Raw genomic sequence first — 19,101 nt, forward strand, 5'->3', positions numbered from 1 at the left:
CTGCAGGATCCCGACAATCTGTTCTTCGGTGAAGCGTGATTTGCGCATCGTCTGTTCTCCTCGTCGCTTTGAACGTTACGAGAACAAACTCTACTTTTGAATGGCCCGGTTTTGCGGGGGCAGGTCACACCGAAAGAAATCCGAAATCTGCTAACCACCCCAATCAGGTTAGCAACACGATGGAGTAACCAAATGGGACACAACAAAAATCTGGAAGAAGTGGTAGCCCGTAGGGGAATCGAACCCCTCTTTCCAGGTTGAAAACCTGGCGTCCTAACCGATAGACGAACGGGCCACGTTCAAGCGTGAGGCGTTTCCTAGGCAAAAGCCGCCGATGACGCAAGAGGGATTCGTGCAAAATTCGCTTCCTACGGTTACCGGCTTTCAGATCGCGCCGGCCGGCCTCGCAGGCGCGGCATCTTCCAGGCGCAATTGTACGGTGCGGCGTCCGCCCCAAGTGTTGACTTCGAGCTTTCCGGCAACGTGGAAGCGTGCGCCGCCATGGTCTTCCAGTGCGGGTCCGAGGGCCGTTTCGAAGGCGCCGAAGGCAATTGCATCGAGGTGCGTGCCGATGCCGTCATCAAGGCGCAGTTTCAGGTGGTTGTCACCCACCCGCCGGGCGAACCCGACGCGCAGGTCCGAGATCGCGTAGCGCGGGGCGGGTGCCCCGGCACCGAAGGGACCCGCCCCCTCGATCTGCTCTATGGTCGCGACATCCGCGGCACCGGGCATGAGCAAACCGTCGATCTTCAGGTCCGCAGGTCCGGTGCGGCCGGCGCCCTGCCGTTCCAGCAGTTCGGAAAGGCGTATCATGGCACCGTCGAGCCTGTCGCGCGAGACCGTCAGGCCCGCGGCCATGCGATGCCCGCCACCCTTGATGAGCCAGCCTTCGGCGGTGAGTTTCTGCACGCAGGCGCCAAGGTCCACGCCGCTCACCGACCGGCCGGAGCCCTTGCCCTCGTCCCCGTCCAGCCCGATGACGACGGCGGGCCGGTTCGTGGCCTCCTTGAGCCGCGCCGCGACGATCCCCACCACCCCGGCGTGCCAGCCTTCACCGGCCGCCCAGACAAGCGGAGCCTCCAGTCCGCGCGTCTCGGCCTGGGCAAGAGCCGCTGCGCGTACGCCCGCCTCGATCTCGCGGCGCTCGGAGTTGAGTGTCTCCAGGCGCTCGGCCATCGCGCGGGCTTCATCGGGGTCGTCGCAGGCCAGCAGGCGCGCGCCAAGGTCGGCACGTCCGATACGGCCCCCGGCATTGACCCGCGGCCCGAGCAGAAACCCGAGGTGGTGGCTGTCGGGCGCGCTGTCGAGCTTCGCGACGTCCGCAAGCGCCACGAGTCCGGGCCGTGCCCGTCGGGCCATGACCTTAAGACCCTGGCGCACGAAGGCGCGGTTGACGCCCTTGAGCGGGGCCACGTCGGCCACTGTCGCCAAGGCCACCAGATCGAGCATCGCCATCAGGTCGGGGCCCTGATGCCCGGCCTCCCGGAGTTGGCGCCCGGCCTCGACCAGCATCAGGAACACGACCGCGGCGGCGCACAGATGCGCAAGGTCCCCGGTTTCATCCTGGCGGTTGGGATTGACCACGGCGAGGGCGCGGGGCAGGGTCTCTCCGCCCAGATGATGGTCAAGGATCACCACGTCGGCGCCCTGCGCGGCGGCCACTGCCGCATGGCTGAGGGTTCCGCAATCGACGCACAGGATAAGATCGTGCCGTGCGGCCAGGTCGGCCATGGCCGGCTCGTTGGGGCCGTAGCCCTCGTCGATGCGGTCCGGTACATAGAGCGTGGCCGTCCGGCCCATCTGCCGCAGCCAGTCAACGAGAAGGGCCGCGCTGGCGCCGCCATCCACGTCGTAATCGGCGAAGATCGCGATACGCTCGCGGTTCGTGACAGCGCAAAGAAAACGGGCGGCGGCATTTTCCATGTCCAGAAGGCGACGCGGGTCCGGCATGAGATCGCGCAGTTGTGGTTGCAGGTATGCCCGGGCGTCCGCGGGAGGGACACCCAGCCGCGCCAGCGTCTGGCACAGCGGGCGCGGCAACCCGGTATCCTGCGCGATCGCCTCCGCCATCCGGTCGGTTTCGGGCGACGGCCCGCACCAGCGCCGTCCGGTCAGTGATGCGTCAACTCCGAGAAAGCTCATGATCCGGCAGTCAGAATGTGGTCGCAGCTCCTGGCCCGGGCAAACTCGCCGTGAAGCTGCGAAACCGCAGCCTCATGCACGGAGGTGGCCGATTGCGGCGAAAGGGATCTGTTCCAGCTGGTATCTGCATTTTCCGGGAACGCGGCACAGGCATCGTGCGCCAGGGTTACGAGGAAGCCCAGATTGGCGGCCATTCTCACGGTGCTCGACACGCAGTGTGGTGTCGTCAGTCCGCAGACCACCAGCTTGCCGATCCCTTCCCGCCGCAGATGCGCTTCCAGTGCTGTCCCGACAAAGGCCGCGTTGACGGATTTCTCGAATATAGGTTCGCTGCTCCGTGGCAGGACCTCGGGCTTGAAATCGGTGCCTCCGTTGGCCCGCGACAGCGGGCTTTGCGGCTCGGTACTGAGGTGGCGGACATGGATCACCGGCGCATCCGTCTCGCGCCATCGCGCAAGCAACCGCGCGGCCTGCGCCTCGGCATGGGGATTGTTGCGCGCGCCCCACAGGGGGGCGTCAAACCCGGTCTGAATGTCGATGAGCAGCAACCCGGCCATCGCGGCCCCTCTTCATCTTTCCCGAAATACTCCGGGGGGTCGTTGGTGTTGCGCCGTTGGTCCGCGCCTGTTCCGGCCCTACTCCAGGCGGCTGCGATAGGTCATCCGCCGCAGGGATCCGGTGCGCGAGCGCATGAGCATCGTCTCGGTTTCGACGTAACCGGGGCGCCGCTTGACGCCCGCGACCACGGACCCGTCGGTCACCCCGGTGGCGGCAATGATCACCTGGTCGGTCACCATGTCGTCACGGGCGTAGATCCGGTCCAGATCGGTAATGCCGGCATTGGCCGCGCGGGTGCGTTCGTCGTCGTTGCGGAATGTCAGGCGTCCCCACATCTGACCTCCCATGCATTTGAGTGCGCCGGCGGCCAATACCCCTTCGGGCGCGCCTCCGAGCCCCATGTACATGTCGATCCCCGTCAGCCGCGACTCCGCGCAGTGCATGACCGCAGCCACATCGCCGTCGGTGATCAGGAAGACAGCCGCGCCGGTGCCGCGGATATCGTCGATGATTTCCTGGTGGCGGGGGCGTTCCAGCACGCAGACAGTGATCTGAGAGGGTTTGCATCCCTTTGCGTCGGCCAGTGCCTCGACCCGTTCCCGGGGGCTCATCTCCAGGGAAACGGCGTCATCGGGAAACCCCGGGCCGATGGCCAGCTTGTCCATGTAGACATCCGGCGCATGGAGCAGTGTCCCGCGCGGGGCCATGGCGATGATCGTCAGCGCATTGGGCATCGCCTTTGCCGTCAGGGTCGTCCCTTCCAGAGGATCCAGCGCGATGTCCACGGCAGGGCCATCGCGGCGGCCCACCTGCTCGCCGATGAAGAGCATCGGCGCCTCGTCGCGCTCTCCCTCGCCGATGACCACCGTGCCCTTGATATTGAGCAGGTTGAGCTGTTCGCGCATGGCGTTGACCGCCGCCTGGTCCGCCGCCTTCTCGTCGCCGCGCCCGATCAGGTCGGCGCAGGCCAGAGCGGCGGCCTCCGAGACGCGGGCCAGGCCAAGCGAAAGCATGCGGTCATTGAAATCAATCGTTTCGGCCATACGAAAATCCCTCCATCCCTCAAGAAGCTCTAGCCGCGCATGTGCGGCGGTACAAGTGCGGCTCAGACGCTTTCGATCCTCAGCGCGACCGGGGCGTAGGCCATGACGTCAAGCTTGCGCATCGCGACCAGAGCGGTGTCAAGGGCATTGCGCGTGGTCTTGTGCGTCACGATCAGCACCGGCGCGGTGCTGGCGTCATGCCGGTACTGTCGCATCCGGTCGATCGAGACGCCCGCCTCGCCCAGGACGGTGGCGACCTTGGCCAATGCGCCCGGCTTGTCCTGCAAGGCCATCCGCAGGTAGAAAGGCGCGGGCGTGGCGGCCTGGGCGGGACGCGCCTGCGCCAGGGATGCGGCCGGCTGACCGAACGTTGAAATGCGCATGCCGCGGGCGATGTCCATGACATCACCCATCACCGCGCTTGCGGTCGGGCCTTCGCCGGCACCGGGGCCGCGCAGCACGATCTGTTCCACGCGGTCACCTTCGATCACGCACATGTTGGTACCGCCTTCCAGTTGTCCCAGAGGGCTGTCGGCGGGCACCAGGCAGGGCGACATGCGTTGTTCCAGTCCGCGGCCGGTCATCTGGCTGACACCCAGAAGCTTGATGCGGAATCCCATGTCGGCGGCGTGACGTATGTCCTCGATGGTGATGCGCTCGATCCCCTCCAGTTCGACAGCATCGAAGTCCACCCGGCAGCCAAAGGCGATGGCCGCCATCAGGGCAAGCTTGTGACCGGCGTCGATTCCGCCCACGTCCAGCGTCGGGTCCGCCTCGAGAAAGCCCAGTTGCCGTGCCTCCTCGAAGACGTCCGCGTAAGGCAGGCCGGTCGCTTGCATGCGGGTCAGGATGTAGTTGCAGGTGCCGTTCATAACCCCCATGACGCGGGTGATGTCGTTGCCTGCCAACCCCTCGGTCAGGACCTTGATCACGGGGATGCCACCGGCGACCGCTCCCTCGAACCGGATCAACCGGCCGGCGGCCTCGGCGGCCTCGGCGAGGGCCTGACCATGATGCGCCAGCATTGCCTTGTTGGCGGTAACCACATCTTTTCCTGCCGCGATCGCTGCCTCGGTCGCCGCCTTGGCGGGCCCGTCGCTGCCACCCATCAGTTCAACCAGAACGTCGACGTCGTCGCGCCGTGCCAGCGCCACCGGGTCGTCTTCCCAGTCGTATTCCGAAAGCGGCACACCCCGGTCGGTATCGCGTGTGCGGGCCGAAACCGCGGTGATCGTGACGGGCCGGCCAGCGCGGGCCGCAAGCAGGTCGGCCTTCTGGCGCACGATCCGCACGACGCCGGTGCCGACAGTGCCCAAACCGGCGAGTCCGAGGCGCAAGGGTTGGGTCATCAATAAACTCCGATCATCCGCGAAACAGGGGTATGGGATGGCGATGTAACGGGTTCGGACCGGCCTTGCAACGCGGGTTTTCCGGCCCGTGGCGCTACTCCACGCCGGCCTCCATGCGGGCACGGGTCTCCTGGTCGATCACCCCGCCGCGCAGCCGTGCCGCGCGGGCCTTCAGGCGCGCGATCCGCGCATCCGGGGTTTCCGGGGCCGTGGTCTTGCCCGGGGTCGCGCCGGTCTCGGCGGAAAGGGCCGCGAGTTCATCCACGGTCAGAAGCGAGGGGTAGCCGGCCGTCCGCGCTTGTGGTTCGATCGTCCCCGCAAGTTCGGGGAACCTGGTGCATCCCGCAAGGAGCACCGCAACGCAGATCAGGAGGGCGGGCAGCGATCGGGGCATGGGCCGTTAACTCCGGGAGTTGCTTGCGCGACATACATCGCATTGATTCCCGCCCCGGGGCAAGGCGGGGCTTTGATCTGAACATACGTTCAGTTAAATCTGACGGATGGCACGCACCCATGGCTCCCATTCCGATATCACCGGACCGCGCGTCAGAGAGGCGGCGCTGGCCCTGTTCGCGCGGCATGGATACGCGGCGGTATCAATGCGGCGCATCGCGACGGAGGTCGGTTTGCAGGCAGGGGCGCTCTACAACTACACACCCGACAAGCAAAGCCTGCTTTTTGACTTGATGAAACAGCACATGGACACGCTCCTGCAGGCTTTGGAGGCGCAGCCACAGCCGTCGCAGCCGGTCAGGGCGCTCGAGACGTTTACGCGGTTTCACATCCGGTTCCATGCCGAACGGCCCGAGGCCGTCTTCATCTCTTACATGGAACTGCGTAACCTGGAGGCGGCGAATTTCGAGGTCATAGAGGGGCTTCGACGCCGTTACGAGGATCATCTGGCCGATATCCTGCGGCGCGGCGTGACGTCCGGCGTATTCGGCGTAAGCGAACCCAGGATCGCCGCGATGGCGTTGATCGCGATGCTGACAGGGGTGAACACCTGGTTCCGCCCCGAAGGCCGGTTGAGCCTGCCAGAGGTGGAGGAGGTGTACTGGCCGATGGTGCGCAAGGCGGTCGCGGCGTGATCTGCGCGTGGCCGTCAACCGGGGTCAGGGGTCAATGCGCCGACGCCCTTCGAGGATCGCGTCGCGCATCGGCTCGCCCCCTTCGTTCGTTGGGATCCGCAGCGCGGTCACATGCGGGCCATGCCCGTCGCAAGTGCGACGGGCGGGAGGCTCCGACCCGGTGCAACGCAGTCTAGAACGCGCCTGCCGGCTCAGGCGGTGGCGCGTTCGACGCCCTGTTCGATCGCTTCGCGCAGTTTGCGTTCCAGTGCCTTCTGCTTGGCTTCGGAATGGAACTTCAGCCCGAACATGTCCTTGACGTAGAAGGTATCCACCACCTGCTCACCATAGGTCGCGATGACGGCGGAATTGATGTAGACATGCGCGTTTGCCAGCGTGCGGGCGAGATCGTAGAGCAGCCCGGGGCGGTCGCGGGTATCGACCTCTATGATCGTGTAGATTTCGGAGCCTTCGTTGTCGAAGGTTATGTGGGTGGGTACCCGGAAAGCGCGCTCGCGTTTGCGGATGCGGTCGCGATCCTTGATGGCGGTGGCGGCCACGACCTCGCCGCGCAGGGTCTTGAGGATCACCTCGCGGAGCCGCGGAAGACGGTCGGCTTCGTAGGGGTGGCCGTCGGCATCCTGGATCCAGAAAGCCGCGGTGGCGAAACCATCCTTTGAAGTATAAGTGCGGGCATCGACCACGTTCGCCCCGACCAGCGCCAGGGCGCCGGCGAGACGTGCGAAGATGCCGGGATGATCGGCAAGCGCGAAACAGGCGCGAGTGGCGTCACGGTCCTCGTCTATGGCCAGATCAATGGCGATTTCGTCGGCCTCCAGATCGCGCAACAGCCGCGCAAAAACCACGTGGGCCGTGACGTGCAGCCCCTGCCAGTAAGGTGGATAGTGGCGCGCGGTCTCTGCCTTGAGCGCCTTCGCGTCCCAGTCTGACAGGGCCTCGCGCAGGTTGCGCTTGGCGTCCGAGCCGCGCTGTTCGCGGTTCAGATCCTCCAGCCCGCCCTCCAGCGCCCGGCGGGTCTGGCGGTACAGGGCACGCAGCAGCGAGGCTTTCCAGTTGTTCCAGGTGTTCGGTCCGACGCCGCGAATATCGCAGACGGTAAGCACACACAGAAGGTCGAGCCTCTCCCTGGTCTGGACCGCCTTGGCAAAGTCGCGCACCGTGCGGGGATCCGCGATATCACGTTTCTGGGCCATGTCCGACATCAGCAGATGATAGCGCACCAGCCATTCCACCGTGTCAACTTCGCGGGGCTTCAGCCCCATCCGCATCGACACCTTGCGCGCGATCCGGGCACCGAGAATGGAATGATCCTCGTCACGGCCCTTGCCGATATCATGCAGGAGCATCGCCACGTAGAGCACCCTGCGGTTCACGCCCTCCCCGAGTATTGAGGAGGCAACGGGCAATTCCTCCTCGAGGCGTCCGCGTTCGATCCGCGACAGGTGGCTGATGCACTGGATGATATGCTCGTCCACCGTATAGCTGTGATACATGTTGAACTGCATCATCGCGCGCACGGGTTCGAACTCCGGGATGAAGGCCGACAAAACCCCGAGTTCGTTCATGCGGCGCAGCGCCCGCTCCGGGTTGCCATGCCTGAGGAGCAGATCGAGGAAAAGTTTCTGCGCCCGGGCATCGTTGCGCAGCGCGTCGTCGATCAGGTTCAGATTGGCAGTCACGAGGCGCATCGCGTCAGGGTGGATCAAAAGGCCGGTGCGCAGCCCTTCCTCGAAGATGCGCAACAGGTTCAGCCTGTCCGTCAGGAATGCGGTGTCATCCGTGATCGCAAGACGGCCGTGGATTTCCGTGTAGCCCTGTTTGAGCTTCTTCTTGCGACGGAAGAGACGTTGCAACAGTGGTTCCGACTTGACATGAGCGGCCTCCAGCTTGGTGAGGAATATACGGGTCAGGTCGCCCACAGCGGTCGCGTGACGGAAATAGTCCTGCATGAAGTGTTCGACCCCGCGGCGTCCGGCCGTATCGCGGTAGCCCATACGCTCGGCCACCTCCACCTGCAGGTCGAAGGTAAGCTGATCGCCGGGGCGCCCGGTGACCAGGTGAAGATGGCACCGCACCGCCCAGAGGAAACTTTCGGCCCGCGCGAAGGTATCGAACTCCTCTTCGGTGAACATGCCCAGTTCCACCAGCTCGCGCACATGGCGGACATGGTGCAGGTACTTGGCGATCCAGAACAGCGATTGCAGGTCGCGCAGCCCGCCCTTGCCTTCCTTCACATTGGGTTCGACCACATAGCGCTGGCCTTGCTTTTCATGCCTTGTGTCGCGCTCTGCGAGCTTGGCCTCGATGAAGGCGCGCTCGCTTCCCTTGAAGAGGTCGTCGCGCAGCTTGGCATCCAGCTCTGCGGCCAGGTCGGCATCGCCGGCGAGAAATCGGTGCTCCAGGAGCGCGGTGCGTATGGTGAAATCGCTGCCGCCCAGCCTCAGGCAATCGGCGATGGTACGGCTGGAATGTCCCACCTTGAGGCGCAGATCCCAAAGTATATAGAGCATACTCTCGATCACACTCTCGGCCCAGGGGGTGATCTTCCAGGGGGTAAGGAACAGAAGGTCCACATCCGAATGCGGTGCCATCTCGCCGCGCCCGTATCCGCCGACCGCAAGCACCGCGATGCGTTCGGAGTCGGTGGGCGTGGGCAACGGGTGCATGTGCCGGGTGACGCAGTCGAGTGCGGTCAGGATCACGCAATCCGTCAGCCAGGTATAGGCACGGGTGGTCGGCCGGGCCGCGAAGGGCTTGTCCGCGAAGCCTTTCGCGATGGCGGCGCGTCCCTCCCCGAGTGCGTTGCCCAGAACAGATACGATTCCGCGGCGCAGCGCGGCCGCATCACCTGCATGGCTTTGCGCGGCGTCCTGCAATTGATCATGAATCGCGTCGGCATCGAAGATCTCGGCGGCGGGGCAAATCAGATTTTCCGGACCGCGGGTAAGGTCTTTCATGAGTCTCCAGGCTCGGTCTCTTGCTGTGGCGACGCTTGCGCGACCGGAATCGCGGATCAGAACCCGCTCCGGCCGAAGCCTTGTGGCGCCGGGTCGATCACCTCGACCTTCCGGTCAATCACGGTGGCCACCGCGAGCCCGCGTTCGTTGGTGCCGTCGGCACGCAGGCGGAAAACCCCTTCGACCCCCTGGAAGCCGGCGGGCTGGGTGAGGCCACCATGCGTGAGGGCATCGCGCCGGCCCTGCCTGACAAGCGCGCCGATGGCGGCGATCCCGTCATAGGCCAGACCGGCAATGGCATGCGGCGCAGCCCCGTGCGCCTCCTTGAAGCGGGCCTGGAACGCGGCACTCTTGGCCGGGTCGGGCAACGCGAACCAGCCCCCCTGAACGCCGGGCAGGGCCAGGGTCTGTGGCGGTTTGTCCCAGCGGGTGAGCCCGATATACTGCACCTCGTCGGGGTCGAGCCCGCTTTCGGGAAGCATCTGGGTGAAGAGCGGCAACGCCCCGGCCGTGTTGGACGCCAGGAAAACGGCATCTGCCTCGCCTGCCTCGGCTTCCTCGACGATTCGGGGCACGGCGCCGATCACGTCATCCTGATTGAAAGCGTGGCTGACAGAGCCGACAAGCTGCGCCCCGGTATCCAGAACCGCAGTTTCGATCGCAGCGCGTCCCACATCACCGGCGAGATTTTCGGCATGCACCGCGAGGAAACGCGACTTGCCCCGGCTCACGGCATACCGGGTCAGGCGGCGGGCGGAATTTTCGAAGGTGTGGCCGAGCACGAAGAGGTTGCCGCCGGCAATCCGGGTATTGTTCGAAAAGGCCAGCACATTGACACCCCGCCCCGCCGCGGCGGCCGCGGCACGGGCGGCTTCGGCGTGAAGGGGACCAACGATGATCCGTGCGCCGTCGGAGACGGCGGCAAGGGCTGCTTCGCGGGCCTTTTCAGGCTGTCCCGCGGTTCCATAAATACGCAGGTCGATCTGCACGCCCTGAAGATCAGAGGCCGCCATGCGCGCGGCATTCTCCAGGTCCCGGGCGAGTTTCTGCTCGTTTTCGTCAGCCGCCCCGTGCGGCACCAGAAGCGCCACCGGCACTGGCGCGGACGGGTTGATCGAGGGGCCGCCGCCGGTACCGGTCAGGCCGGTCGGCTGACAGGCTGCAAGCCAGGTGAGGGCAAGCAGGATCGTCAGGCGGCTTAACAGCTTGCGGGCGGTGGGCAAAACGGCAAACATGGGCTTGTACTACTCCGTTGTCGGCAGGTGCGCCAAGGCGCCCCCGCAATCGGAGGCGATAATAAACGTCATGCGGGGCGGGTCCAGTGATGAATCCAGAAACACAGGCGCTGGCACCGGGATTGTACCTGGTGGCGACACCGATCGGCGCTGCGCGGGACATCACGCTCAGGGCGCTGGACATCCTTGCCGGCGCGGAGGTCATCGCAGCCGAGGACACGCGCAGCTTGCGGCGCCTTATGGAACTTCACGGGATCGCGCCAGGCCAGCGACCGATGATCGCCTATCACGATCACAACGGTCCCCGGGCACGGCCGCGTTTGCTGGCGGCGCTGGAGGCGGGAAAATCGGTTGTCTACGCGGCCGAGGCGGGTACGCCGATGGTGGCTGATCCGGGTTTTGATCTTGTGCGCGCGGCGGTTGCCGGCGGCCATGCCGTGGTGTCTGCGCCGGGACCGTCGGCGGCGATTGCCGCGCTGACATTGTCGGGCCTGCCTACTGACCGGTTCCTTTTCGCGGGGTTTCTGCCTGCCGCCGTCTCCCGGCGGAAAACCGCCCTTTCCGAACTTGCCGCGGTGCCGGCGACACTGATCTTTTTCGAATCGCCCAAGCGTGCGGCGGCGATGCTGCGCGACGCCGCGGCGGTACTGGGCGGCAACCGGCAGGCGGCGTTGTGCCGCGAACTGACCAAGAAATTCGAGGAAGTACTGCGCGGCACGCTTGAGGATCTGGCCGCGCAATGCGCCGAGCGCACCCTCAAGGGCGAGATCGTGGTGTTGGTGGACAGGCCGGATTCATTGAGCGTTAAAGATTCCGACCTAGAAGCGAGATTGAGCGAAGCCCTCGCGACGCGTTCGGTGCGCGATGCGGCCGATCGCGTGTCGGCTGATCTGGGGCTGCCGCGGCGACGGGTCTACCAGCTTGCCCTCAAGCTGGCGGATGATCAGGGTTGACCTTTGCAGGTGCTCTCCTTGTGGCAGGGCGGGACCGTAGCTGGCTCCGGCCGACCGGGGTGCGGCGCGGCGAATGAGGGGATGGATGATGGATACGGCATGACGTCACGCAGGGAGGTGAATTTCAGCAACGCCGGGGTGCCGGCGGGGACGCCACGAAGCTGGGCCGGCCGGCGTGCCTGGCTGTCGGGCGACTGCGCCGAGAGGTCCGTGGCGGCGGAATACATTGCAGGCGGTGCCGAAGTGCTGGCAAGACGCTGGCGCGGGCAGGGCGGCGAGATCGACCTGATCCTGTGCCGAGACGGGATATACATCTTCTGCGAAGTCAAGAAAGCGCGCAGTTTCGAGGAGGCCATGAAACGGCTGCAAACGACGCAGAAGCGCCGCATCCGGGCCGCTGCGGCAGAGTACCTGGGCCATGTGCCCGAAGGGCAGCTGGCCGACGTCCGGTTCGATATGGCGGTGGTGAACGGGCAGGGCGTGGTCCGTGTGCTGGAAAATGCCTTCGGTCATTTCTGAATTGCGCCCGTCGCCCGCTTGGACCATTTAGGACTGGCAAGGAAAATCACCGGGGGCGCAGGTGCAGCCATGAAGATTGCCTTTCAAATGGACCCGATCGAACCCGTCGACATTGATGCCGACAGCACGTTCCGACTGGCGGAGGAGGCGCAGGCGCGCGGCCATGAGCTTTTCTACTACACGCCTGACATGCTGGCCTATGATGAGGGCCGGATCACCGCGCGAGGCCGGTCCCTGAACGTGCGCCGTGTGAAGGGCGATCATTTCACTCTCGGGGATGAGGTGGTCGTTGATCTTGCGGATTTCGATGTGGTGTGGCTCAGGCAGGATCCCCCCTTCGACATGCATTACATCACCACCACCCATCTGCTTCAGCGGCTCGGGCCGGGAACCCTGGTTGTCAATGATCCGTTCTGGGTGCGCAACTTCCCCGAGAAGCTTCTGATCCTCGATTTTCCGGAGTTGATGCCCCCCACGACCATCGCCCGTGATCTGGCCACCATCCGGGCGTTCCGCGACCGCTATGGCGACGTGATCCTGAAACCGCTTTACGGCAATGGCGGGGCCGGTGTCTTTCACCTGGCTGAATCCGATCGCAATCTGAGCTCACTGCACGAAATGTTCACCGGCTTCTCGCGCGAGCCGCTTATCGTGCAGAAATACCTGCCCGAAATCAGCAGGGGCGACAAACGCGTCATCCTCGTGGATGGCAAGCCCGCCGGCGCCATCAACCGTATTCCCGGTGCCGGCGAGACCCGGTCGAACATGCATGTGGGTGGCCGGCCCGAGAAGGTCACGATGACCGACCGCGATCACGAGATCTGCGCCGCGATTGGTCCGCGGCTGCGCGACAAGGGGCAGGTGTTCGTCGGGATCGACGTGATCGGCGACTACCTGACCGAGATAAACGTGACGTCACCGACAGGCATACAGGAACTCGAACGATTCGACGGCATCAACGTGGCCGGGCAGATCTGGAACTCGATCGAGAAAAAGCGCGCGTGAGCATCGTCGCTGGCCTGCTCAACACCTGGTTGCGGCTTGTCGAGAAGCCGTTCCTGGCCCGGGTTGAGGATCCGATCCGGGTGAGGCGTGGATTCGAGCGGAAATCGCGGCTCTATTTCCACGCCCCGCGCGGCACGATCTTCGAGGCGCGGCCGGTGGCGGGCATTCCGGCCCAATGGGTGCGCGCCCGCGGCGTTGCGGAGGATGCCGGGCCGCTGCTTCTCTATTTCCATGGGGGTGCCTTCGTTTTCGGCTCACCCGGGACCCATCGGGCGATGCTGGCCGCCCTTTCACGGTTCAGCGGCCTGCCCGCATGCCTGCCGGATTATCGAAAGGCACCCGAAGATCCCTTTCCCGCGGCGGTGGATGATGTTGTGGCCGCCTATCGTGCGGTGGCCGAACGTCCCGGCGGCGTGGTGATCGGAGGTGACAGTGCCGGTGGCGGGCTGGCCCTGTCGGCCTTGCTGGAGATCACGCGGCAGGGCCTGACCAAACCGCGCGGCTGCGTGTTGTTCTCGCCGCTGACCGATCTGACCTTCTCGGGCCGGAGTGTATCCGGTAACGCGCGTGCCGACGCGCTGCTGCCCGCGGACCGTGCCGAGGAAATGGTGGGGCTGTATCTTGGTGACTATGATCCACGCGATCCGCGCGCATCGCCGCTGTTCGGCGATTTCACCGGTGCGCCGCCGGTTTGGGTGACGGCAGGCGATACCGAAATCCTCCTGGACGACACCCGGCGACTGGCCGAACGGCTGCGCGAATGCGGCGTAGACGTCTCTTGCTTGATCGAGCACGACTTGCCGCATGTCTGGCCGATCTTCCATAATATCCTTCCCGAAGCCCGCACGAGCCTGCGGACAGCGGCGGCCTGGATCAGGCATCTCTGAGAGCGGGCAGGCGAAAGCTTACCGCTTCGGCCACGTGGGGCTGGCGCAAATCTTCCGATCCATCGAGATCAGCGATGGTGCGCGCCACGCGCAGAACCCGGTGATAGCCACGGGCCGAAAGCCCGAAGCGTTCCGCGACCCGGTTGATCAGGGCCCGCCCTTCGGCGTCGGGAGCGGCGATTTTCTCAAGCGCCGCGCCTTCGGAATCCGCATTCAGCCGCGGTGTCGGTGATGCACTGAAACGGGCCGTCTGGTGGTTTCGGGCGGCGTCGATTCGCGCGGCCACAGTCATGGAGTCTTCGCCCGTGGCAGGCATGTCGAGATCGGAAAACGCGACCGGGGGCACCTCGACACGCAGATCGAAGCGGTCCATCAAGGGGCCACTGATACGGCCCATGTAATCCTCTCCGCACTGGGGCGCGCGGGCGCAGGCGCGGGCGGGGTCGGGCAGGTAGCCGCATTTGCAGGGGTTGGCGGCGGCCACCAGCATGAAGCGGCAGGGATATTTCACATGTGCATTGGCGCGGGCGACCATGACTTCGCCGGTCTCGATCGGCTGGCGCAGGGTTTCCAGCACGGTGCGCGGAAATTCGGGAAACTCGTCCATGAAGAGCACGCCGTTATGCGCGAGGCTTATCTCCCCCGGTGAGGCGCGCCGCCCGCCGCCGACGATCGCAGCCATCGATGCGGTATGGTGCGGTTCCCGGAAGGGGCGCGCGCGGCTGATCCCGCCTTCGTCCAGAAGGCCCGCGAGAGAATGGATCATCGAGGTCTCGAGCGCCTCGGCGGCACTCAGAGGGGGCAGGATGCCGGGCAGGCGCGCGGCAAGCATGGACTTGCCCGAACCGGGGGTGCCAACCATCATCAGGTGGTGGCGCCCGGCGGCCGCGATTTCAAGTGCGCGCTTGGCGCGTTCCTGACCCTTGACGTCGGAGAGGTCGCGTGTGCCCGCATCGCCTGTCACCTCTCCCGGTTCAGCGGGCGGCAGGGGCGATTGTCCCGTGTAATGGCGCACGACATCCGTCAGGGTGCCCGCCCCCAGAACCTGCGCGGCGCCGACCCAGGCCGCCTCCGCCCCGGATGCACGGGGGCACAAGAGCGTGCGTGCGTCTTCGGCGGCGGCCATCGCGGCGGGCAGGGCGCCAACGACAGGTATCAACGTGCCGTCGAGTGACAACTCGCCAAGGGAGGTGGTGCCCTCGACCGCGTCCTCGGGAATGATCTCGAGCGCGGCCAGGAGGGCAAGCGCGATCGGCAGGTCGAAATGGCTGCCCTCCTTGGGCAGATCGGCGGGACTCAGGTTGATGGTGATGCGCTTGGAGGGCAGCGCGATGGCCATCGCGCTGAGCGCCGTGCGCACCCGGTCCCGCGCCTCGCTGACCGCCTTGTCGGGCAAACCGACGACGGAAAATGCCGGAAGACCGGGGTTCACCGCGCATTGCACCTCGACCGGGCGCGCCTCCACCCCTTCGAATGCCACCGTATAGGCGCGCGCGACCATGATCTTTCCCCTTGCCGACGGACCCTGCCGACCCGTGTCGTTAACCATTAACGCGCGGCTGGTTTAGGAATGGTTAATGCCCCTTTCCCGCTGCTGCCCGCACGCACCCGGAAACGGGGCCGGCCCGTCTGGTATCGGCGCCATCGTGCCGGGCTGGCACGCCTTGCTTTGGAATGTCTCCGTCGCCGAGGCGGTCAATCCGGGGTCTTGAGCGGGCTTTTCTGCACCACGAGGATAGCCAGGAGAGGCGCCGCGACGGTGATTGTCAGAACCGTGACAAGGAGCATCCCGAGTTCCGAGTAATCAGCGGGTGTCATGATCTGTCCGCTGTCGCGGTCCCTGACCTCGCGGGTAATGGTGAAGATCTGGTTGAGGTATTTCGTGGCCAGGCTGCTGGCTGAAAGCGCGAGGTTCATGAACGACGCCATCACGGCGAAGAAGGTGGCCTTGAGGTTCGCGGGCGCGTTGCGGGCGATCCATGCCAACATCGGGATCATTGCGATCTGTCCAAGCGGCGACTCGATCGCGGTGTCGATGATCGCGATGAAACGCGCGTCGACCACACCGGCGGTCATCGGTGCCGTGATCTCGTGGAATCCGTAGTAGAGCCCGATATTCGGCAGAAGCATGATGCCGCCCGCCACGGTCAGAATTATGACGATGAAGGTCAGTGGCCGTGTCGCCATCAGCGGACGCAACACGAACATACCCACAAGCGTGAGAACCGAGGCGATGAGCGACAGCACCGAGAGGAATTGCTGATCGAAGCCCAACTCGTCGATGCTGAACCACGTCGCGCCGGGGCCAGGCAGGGGCACGGCGCGGAAAACGAAGATGATCACCGCGGTGCCGATCAGCGCGCTGCCCTTTTCGGGCGGCAGGAACTGTACGAGCTGTCGCATGAGAAAGACGATGATCGCGAAGGACCCGGCGAAGACGATTTCCTGACTGAAAGGAATGCCGGACAACCCGACGGCAAGCGACAGTGCCACGAAAGCGCCGCCGCCGATGAAATACCACTGGTTCGGTTCGGTTGGTTCGCCGGGACGTTCGAAAAGCAGGGCGATTTCGTTCGCGTCCGCCCCGCGCTGTCGCAGGCGACGTGCGGCCAGACGTTTCTGTAGTGCCGCCAGGATAACGCCTGAAACCGAAATCACCGGGATTGCCAGAGCCAGGAGGTAGATGTCGGCATAAACCTCGGCCTTTTCGGGCTGGGTCAAACTCTCGACACCGGAGAACATGTAGATATTCAGAAGCGACACGCCGACGCCGCCGGTGATTATCGCGACCCGTCCGAGCATCTGCATGGTGGTGTGAAGTTCGCGGGCACGCTCTTCGTCCAGCGGTTCGCCGTTTTCGTCGAAGCGCGGTACCGCTTCGACGGACATGGCGTCGGCCACCGCGTCCTGAACCACGTAGCCCGAGGGCGCCAGGATCACGCTTGTCACGTACCAGGCAGGGATCGGGGCGATCGTCTCCATCATGTCGGGATCGCTGATCAGCAGGACCATGATGATCATCGATGTCGCGATGAGACCGGCGCCGACCCAGACAAGCATCCATTTCCATCGCCAGATGATATCCACAAGATGGCCCATCGGCATCTTCAGCGCCCAGGGCAGACCCGCCCAGAAGGTGAGCCCGGCGAGAAAAGCGGCAGACAGGCCCAGATACTCCTTGACGAAGAACGTGCCGACGATTGCGGTAAGCCCCTGAATCCCGGCGGCGAAATACACCATCAGCGGCGGCAGGAAGGACCATCGCAATTCCCGCACGAGGTCGAACACCACCGCGTCGAGCCATCCATATGCCTTTTTGGCCAACGTCATCGGATACCTCCCTGATCGGTCCGAACCGGCCGTACCCTGCCTTTTACAGGAAGGGCATGGCGTGCCGGTTTCAACCCCGTGCAGCGCGCTTGTGAGGGGCCGTGGCGGCCCCGCCCTCCGGTCACAGCCATGCGTCGCGGAGGGTGCCGACAGCGGCGGTGACATCGGCGAACCCATCGGAAGCGAGCCGGCGATCGAGACCGCGGGCGATTTCCGGAACCAGCGAAAGCCCGCGGTATCCGAGCGCGGTATAAAGCTGGACCGCGCTTGCTCCGGCACGGATCTTGGCATAGGCGTCTGCCGCGGAGGCGATGCCACCCACCCCGACAAGCGGCATTTTGCCGTCGGTCAGCCGGGACAGGCGCGCAATGACCCGCGTGGAACGTTCGAAAAGTGGCGCCCCTGACAGCCCGCCGGCCTGATCCCGCGCGCGGTCCTTCAGCCCATCCCGTGACAACGTGGTGTTGGTGGCGATGATGCCGTTCACCCCGGCCTCCTGTGCGACACCGGCGATATCCGCAAGATCCGCATCCGACAGGTCCGGAGCGATCTTCAGAAAGATCGGGATCGGGGTCGCCAGCCAGTCGCGCGCTTCCAGCACTCCGGCCAGCAGTTTCGCCAGTGCCGCAGGCCCCTGCAGATCGCGGAGACTCTCGGTGTTGGGTGACGAGACGTTGACGGTGGCAAAATCCAGTCTCGTGCCGCAGCGGGCCAGCACGCGGGCGAAATCCTCGGCCCGGTCGGGGCTATCCTTGTTGGCGCCAAGGTTGAGCCCGATCACCGCATCGCGGGGTCGGTTGGTCAGACGCGCGGCCACTGCCTCCATCCCGTCATTGTTGAAGCCGAAGCGATTTATCACCGCGTGATCTTCGGGCAGGCGAAAGAGGCGGGGGCGCGGGTTTCCGGATTGTGGACGGGGGGTGACGGCGCCGGCTTCGATGAATCCGAAACCGGCGCGCGACAGCGGTGCAAGGGCGACAGCGTTCTTGTCGAATCCGGCCGCGAGCCCGACGGGATTGGACAGGTTCAGCCCCGCCAGCCGGCAGCGCAGCCGCGGCGAGGTCACCAGGCCGGGCAGTGGGACCAGGCCCGCGCGCAACGCCAGAAGCGCCACGTTGTGAGCATTTTCCGGGTCCATCCGGCTCAGGGCCGACAGGCCAAGGCTTTCGGTCCACCTCATCCGAAGGCATCCCCGGCCTCGGCGGGGTGGCAGCGGATCAGCCGCGACGTTCGCACCGCTGCTTGCCGATGGGTGACGGCGGCGCGATAGGCCGGATCGGTGATCATCTCCAGAAACGCGTGCGCGGTGGGGTAGCGGGCAACGAAGATGTGATCCCACGATTCCGAGGCCGGACCGATCAGCGTGGCCTCGAACCCGCCGCGCCACGCGATCGAAGCACCGACACGCTTGAGAACAGGGGCGCTTTCGGCGCTGTATCGGCGGTAGGCGTCAGCCCCGTCCAGGCCCTCGCCGGCGAGGGGGTGCTCGGACGGGTAGGCCGCGTGGGTCCGCAGGCGCACGAGATTGAGCATCTCGACGGGTCGGTCGCGGTCGAGCGATTTGAACGCGTCGAAGGCAGGACGGGTCGGATCGACATGGCCGCTGACCTCCTCGGGGATGTCATGGGCGCCGTCGAGAAGGGGCAGCGGCCGGATCCATTCGAGATCCGCAATCCGCAAATCCCGGTAGAGATGTGGAAAAAGCGCCCCGCCGCGCGACGGTTCCCACATCAGGGCCGTGCCAAGGCCGTCAGCCTCCACCGCAGCAAGCATCAGGCCCTCGGCGCCGGCGAAATGCTTGCCGGCGGTGCCCGGGATCTGCTCGGCGGTGGAGAAGTGGATGAACCCGTCGGCCAGATCGACCGGTGCGCCCTTTGTGCGTCCGATGTCGCGCAGGGCCTCCCATTCTTGGCGGCGGAATATCTTGTAGATCAGCATGGCAGGGTGATGCACGGGGTCGGCGGGACGGTCAAGCGCGCTTTGACATGCCGGCTTGGCCAAGGCACCATTCCCGCAACAGCCCGCGACAGCACCG

General features: G+C 65.3%; 16 protein-coding genes, 1 tRNA gene and 1 pseudogene. 5 read left to right on the forward strand and 13 right to left on the reverse strand.

Features of this window, described 5'->3' with window-relative positions; translation table 11 throughout:
* Window positions 1-220: 220 nt before the first annotated feature.
* From DQW77_RS10315 to DQW77_RS10340, 6 genes are all read right to left on the reverse strand, one after another.
* Window positions 221-295: transfer RNA gene (locus DQW77_RS10315), tRNA-Glu, on the reverse strand.
* 89 nt (window positions 296-384) lie between these two features.
* Window positions 385-2,142, reverse strand: a complete 1,758-nt coding sequence (gene recJ, locus DQW77_RS10320) for a single-stranded-DNA-specific exonuclease RecJ (RefSeq protein WP_113258148.1) — start codon at window positions 2,140-2,142, stop codon at window positions 385-387.
* Window positions 2,139-2,699 carry a cysteine hydrolase family protein gene (locus DQW77_RS10325; RefSeq protein WP_113258149.1) on the reverse strand — a complete coding sequence of 187 codons (561 nt, stop codon included), beginning with the start codon at window positions 2,697-2,699 and terminating at the stop codon, window positions 2,139-2,141. The genes recJ and DQW77_RS10325 overlap by 4 nt, the downstream gene beginning before the upstream one ends.
* A 78-nt stretch (window positions 2,700-2,777) precedes the next feature.
* Complete coding sequence (gene glpX, locus DQW77_RS10330; protein WP_113258150.1) at window positions 2,778-3,743, reverse strand: class II fructose-bisphosphatase; 966 nt, start codon at window positions 3,741-3,743, stop codon at window positions 2,778-2,780.
* A 62-nt stretch (window positions 3,744-3,805) separates the two neighbouring features.
* Complete coding sequence (locus DQW77_RS10335; protein ID WP_113258151.1) at window positions 3,806-5,092, reverse strand: homoserine dehydrogenase; 1,287 nt, start codon at window positions 5,090-5,092, stop codon at window positions 3,806-3,808.
* Window positions 5,093-5,186: 94 nt separating this feature from the next.
* Window positions 5,187-5,486, reverse strand: a complete 300-nt coding sequence (locus tag DQW77_RS10340) for a hypothetical protein (protein WP_113258152.1) — start codon at window positions 5,484-5,486, stop codon at window positions 5,187-5,189.
* A 106-nt stretch (window positions 5,487-5,592) separates the two neighbouring features.
* On the opposite strand from DQW77_RS10340, the gene DQW77_RS10345 reads away from it, so the two are divergent.
* Window positions 5,593-6,180 carry a TetR/AcrR family transcriptional regulator gene (locus DQW77_RS10345; protein WP_113258153.1) on the forward strand — a complete coding sequence of 196 codons (588 nt, stop codon included), beginning with the start codon at window positions 5,593-5,595 and terminating at the stop codon, window positions 6,178-6,180.
* A gap of 191 nt (window positions 6,181-6,371) precedes the next feature.
* On the opposite strand, the gene DQW77_RS10350 is transcribed toward DQW77_RS10345, so the two are convergent.
* Together DQW77_RS10350 and DQW77_RS10355 are read right to left on the reverse strand one after the other, a co-directional pair.
* Window positions 6,372-9,137 carry a [protein-PII] uridylyltransferase gene (locus DQW77_RS10350; RefSeq protein ID WP_113258154.1) on the reverse strand — a complete coding sequence of 922 codons (2,766 nt, stop codon included), beginning with the start codon at window positions 9,135-9,137 and terminating at the stop codon, window positions 6,372-6,374.
* A gap of 56 nt (window positions 9,138-9,193) precedes the next feature.
* A complete protein-coding gene (locus DQW77_RS10355) occupies window positions 9,194-10,372 on the reverse strand; it encodes a penicillin-binding protein activator (RefSeq protein ID WP_113258155.1) in 1,179 nt (392 codons plus the stop codon).
* 89 nt (window positions 10,373-10,461) lie between these two features.
* On the opposite strand from DQW77_RS10355, the gene rsmI reads away from it, so the two are divergent.
* The 4 genes from rsmI to DQW77_RS10375 all read left to right on the forward strand — a co-directional run bounded on the left by rsmI (window position 10,462) and on the right by DQW77_RS10375 (window position 13,736).
* On the forward strand, window positions 10,462-11,325 hold the full coding sequence (rsmI, locus tag DQW77_RS10360) for a 16S rRNA (cytidine(1402)-2'-O)-methyltransferase (RefSeq protein ID WP_113258156.1): 864 nt from the start codon (window positions 10,462-10,464) through the stop codon (window positions 11,323-11,325).
* Window positions 11,326-11,424: 99 nt separating this feature from the next.
* A complete protein-coding gene (locus DQW77_RS10365; RefSeq protein WP_113258212.1) occupies window positions 11,425-11,844 on the forward strand; it encodes a YraN family protein in 420 nt (139 codons plus the stop codon).
* A gap of 69 nt (window positions 11,845-11,913) precedes the next feature.
* A complete protein-coding gene (gene gshB, locus DQW77_RS10370) occupies window positions 11,914-12,849 on the forward strand; it encodes a glutathione synthase (RefSeq protein WP_113258157.1) in 936 nt (311 codons plus the stop codon).
* The gene (locus DQW77_RS10375; RefSeq protein ID WP_113258158.1) at window positions 12,846-13,736 is read left to right on the forward strand and encodes an alpha/beta hydrolase; all 891 of its coding nucleotides are present in this window, start codon (window positions 12,846-12,848) and stop codon (window positions 13,734-13,736) included. The genes gshB and DQW77_RS10375 overlap by 4 nt, the downstream gene beginning before the upstream one ends.
* Here the strand turns inward: DQW77_RS10375 and DQW77_RS10380 are convergent.
* From DQW77_RS10380 to DQW77_RS18505, 5 genes and pseudogenes are all read right to left on the reverse strand, one after another.
* Complete coding sequence (locus DQW77_RS10380; protein WP_113258213.1) at window positions 13,723-15,237, reverse strand: YifB family Mg chelatase-like AAA ATPase; 1,515 nt, start codon at window positions 15,235-15,237, stop codon at window positions 13,723-13,725. The genes DQW77_RS10375 and DQW77_RS10380 overlap by 14 nt on opposite strands.
* A gap of 194 nt (window positions 15,238-15,431) precedes the next feature.
* Entirely contained in the window at window positions 15,432-17,066 is a 1,635-nt protein-coding gene (locus tag DQW77_RS10385) for a hypothetical protein (protein WP_113258159.1), read from the reverse strand.
* Between the two features lie 121 nt (window positions 17,067-17,187).
* Entirely contained in the window at window positions 17,188-18,246 is a 1,059-nt protein-coding gene (locus DQW77_RS10390) for a quinone-dependent dihydroorotate dehydrogenase (protein WP_113258160.1), read from the reverse strand.
* Window positions 18,243-18,599 carry a DUF1330 domain-containing protein gene (locus DQW77_RS18500; protein WP_309301313.1) on the reverse strand — a complete coding sequence of 119 codons (357 nt, stop codon included), beginning with the start codon at window positions 18,597-18,599 and terminating at the stop codon, window positions 18,243-18,245. The genes DQW77_RS10390 and DQW77_RS18500 overlap by 4 nt, the downstream gene beginning before the upstream one ends.
* A gap of 72 nt (window positions 18,600-18,671) precedes the next feature.
* A pseudogene (locus DQW77_RS18505) lies at window positions 18,672-19,004 on the reverse strand (DUF952 domain-containing protein); the annotation flags it as partial.
* Window positions 19,005-19,101 lie beyond the last annotated feature (97 nt).

Origin of the sequence: Roseovarius sp. TE539, from assembly GCF_003298505.1 — a bacterium.
Classification (GTDB): Bacteria; Pseudomonadota; Alphaproteobacteria; order Rhodobacterales; family Rhodobacteraceae; genus Roseovarius.

Coding starts and splice junctions, on each gene's coding strand:
- DQW77_RS10325 (WP_113258149.1), bottom strand. CDS start 2,699: ATGGCCGGGTTGCTGCTCATCGACATTCAGACCGGGTTTGACGCCCCC.
- DQW77_RS10340 (WP_113258152.1), bottom strand. CDS start 5,486: ATGCCCCGATCGCTGCCCGCCCTCCTGATCTGCGTTGCGGTGCTCCTT.
- DQW77_RS10345 (WP_113258153.1), top strand. CDS start 5,593: ATGGCACGCACCCATGGCTCCCATTCCGATATCACCGGACCGCGCGTC.
- DQW77_RS10350 (WP_113258154.1), bottom strand. CDS start 9,137: ATGAAAGACCTTACCCGCGGTCCGGAAAATCTGATTTGCCCCGCCGCC.
- DQW77_RS18500 (WP_309301313.1), bottom strand. CDS start 18,599: ATGCTCAATCTCGTGCGCCTGCGGACCCACGCGGCCTACCCGTCCGAG.
- glpX (WP_113258150.1), bottom strand. CDS start 3,743: ATGGCCGAAACGATTGATTTCAATGACCGCATGCTTTCGCTTGGCCTG.
- DQW77_RS10390 (WP_113258160.1), bottom strand. CDS start 18,246: ATGAGGTGGACCGAAAGCCTTGGCCTGTCGGCCCTGAGCCGGATGGAC.
- DQW77_RS10335 (WP_113258151.1), bottom strand. CDS start 5,092: ATGACCCAACCCTTGCGCCTCGGACTCGCCGGTTTGGGCACTGTCGGC.
- gshB (WP_113258157.1), top strand. CDS start 11,914: ATGAAGATTGCCTTTCAAATGGACCCGATCGAACCCGTCGACATTGAT.
- recJ (WP_113258148.1), bottom strand. CDS start 2,142: ATGAGCTTTCTCGGAGTTGACGCATCACTGACCGGACGGCGCTGGTGC.
- DQW77_RS10365 (WP_113258212.1), top strand. CDS start 11,425: ATGACGTCACGCAGGGAGGTGAATTTCAGCAACGCCGGGGTGCCGGCG.
- DQW77_RS10385 (WP_113258159.1), bottom strand. CDS start 17,066: ATGACGTTGGCCAAAAAGGCATATGGATGGCTCGACGCGGTGGTGTTC.
- rsmI (WP_113258156.1), top strand. CDS start 10,462: ATGAATCCAGAAACACAGGCGCTGGCACCGGGATTGTACCTGGTGGCG.
- DQW77_RS10380 (WP_113258213.1), bottom strand. CDS start 15,237: ATGGTCGCGCGCGCCTATACGGTGGCATTCGAAGGGGTGGAGGCGCGC.
- DQW77_RS10355 (WP_113258155.1), bottom strand. CDS start 10,372: ATGTTTGCCGTTTTGCCCACCGCCCGCAAGCTGTTAAGCCGCCTGACG.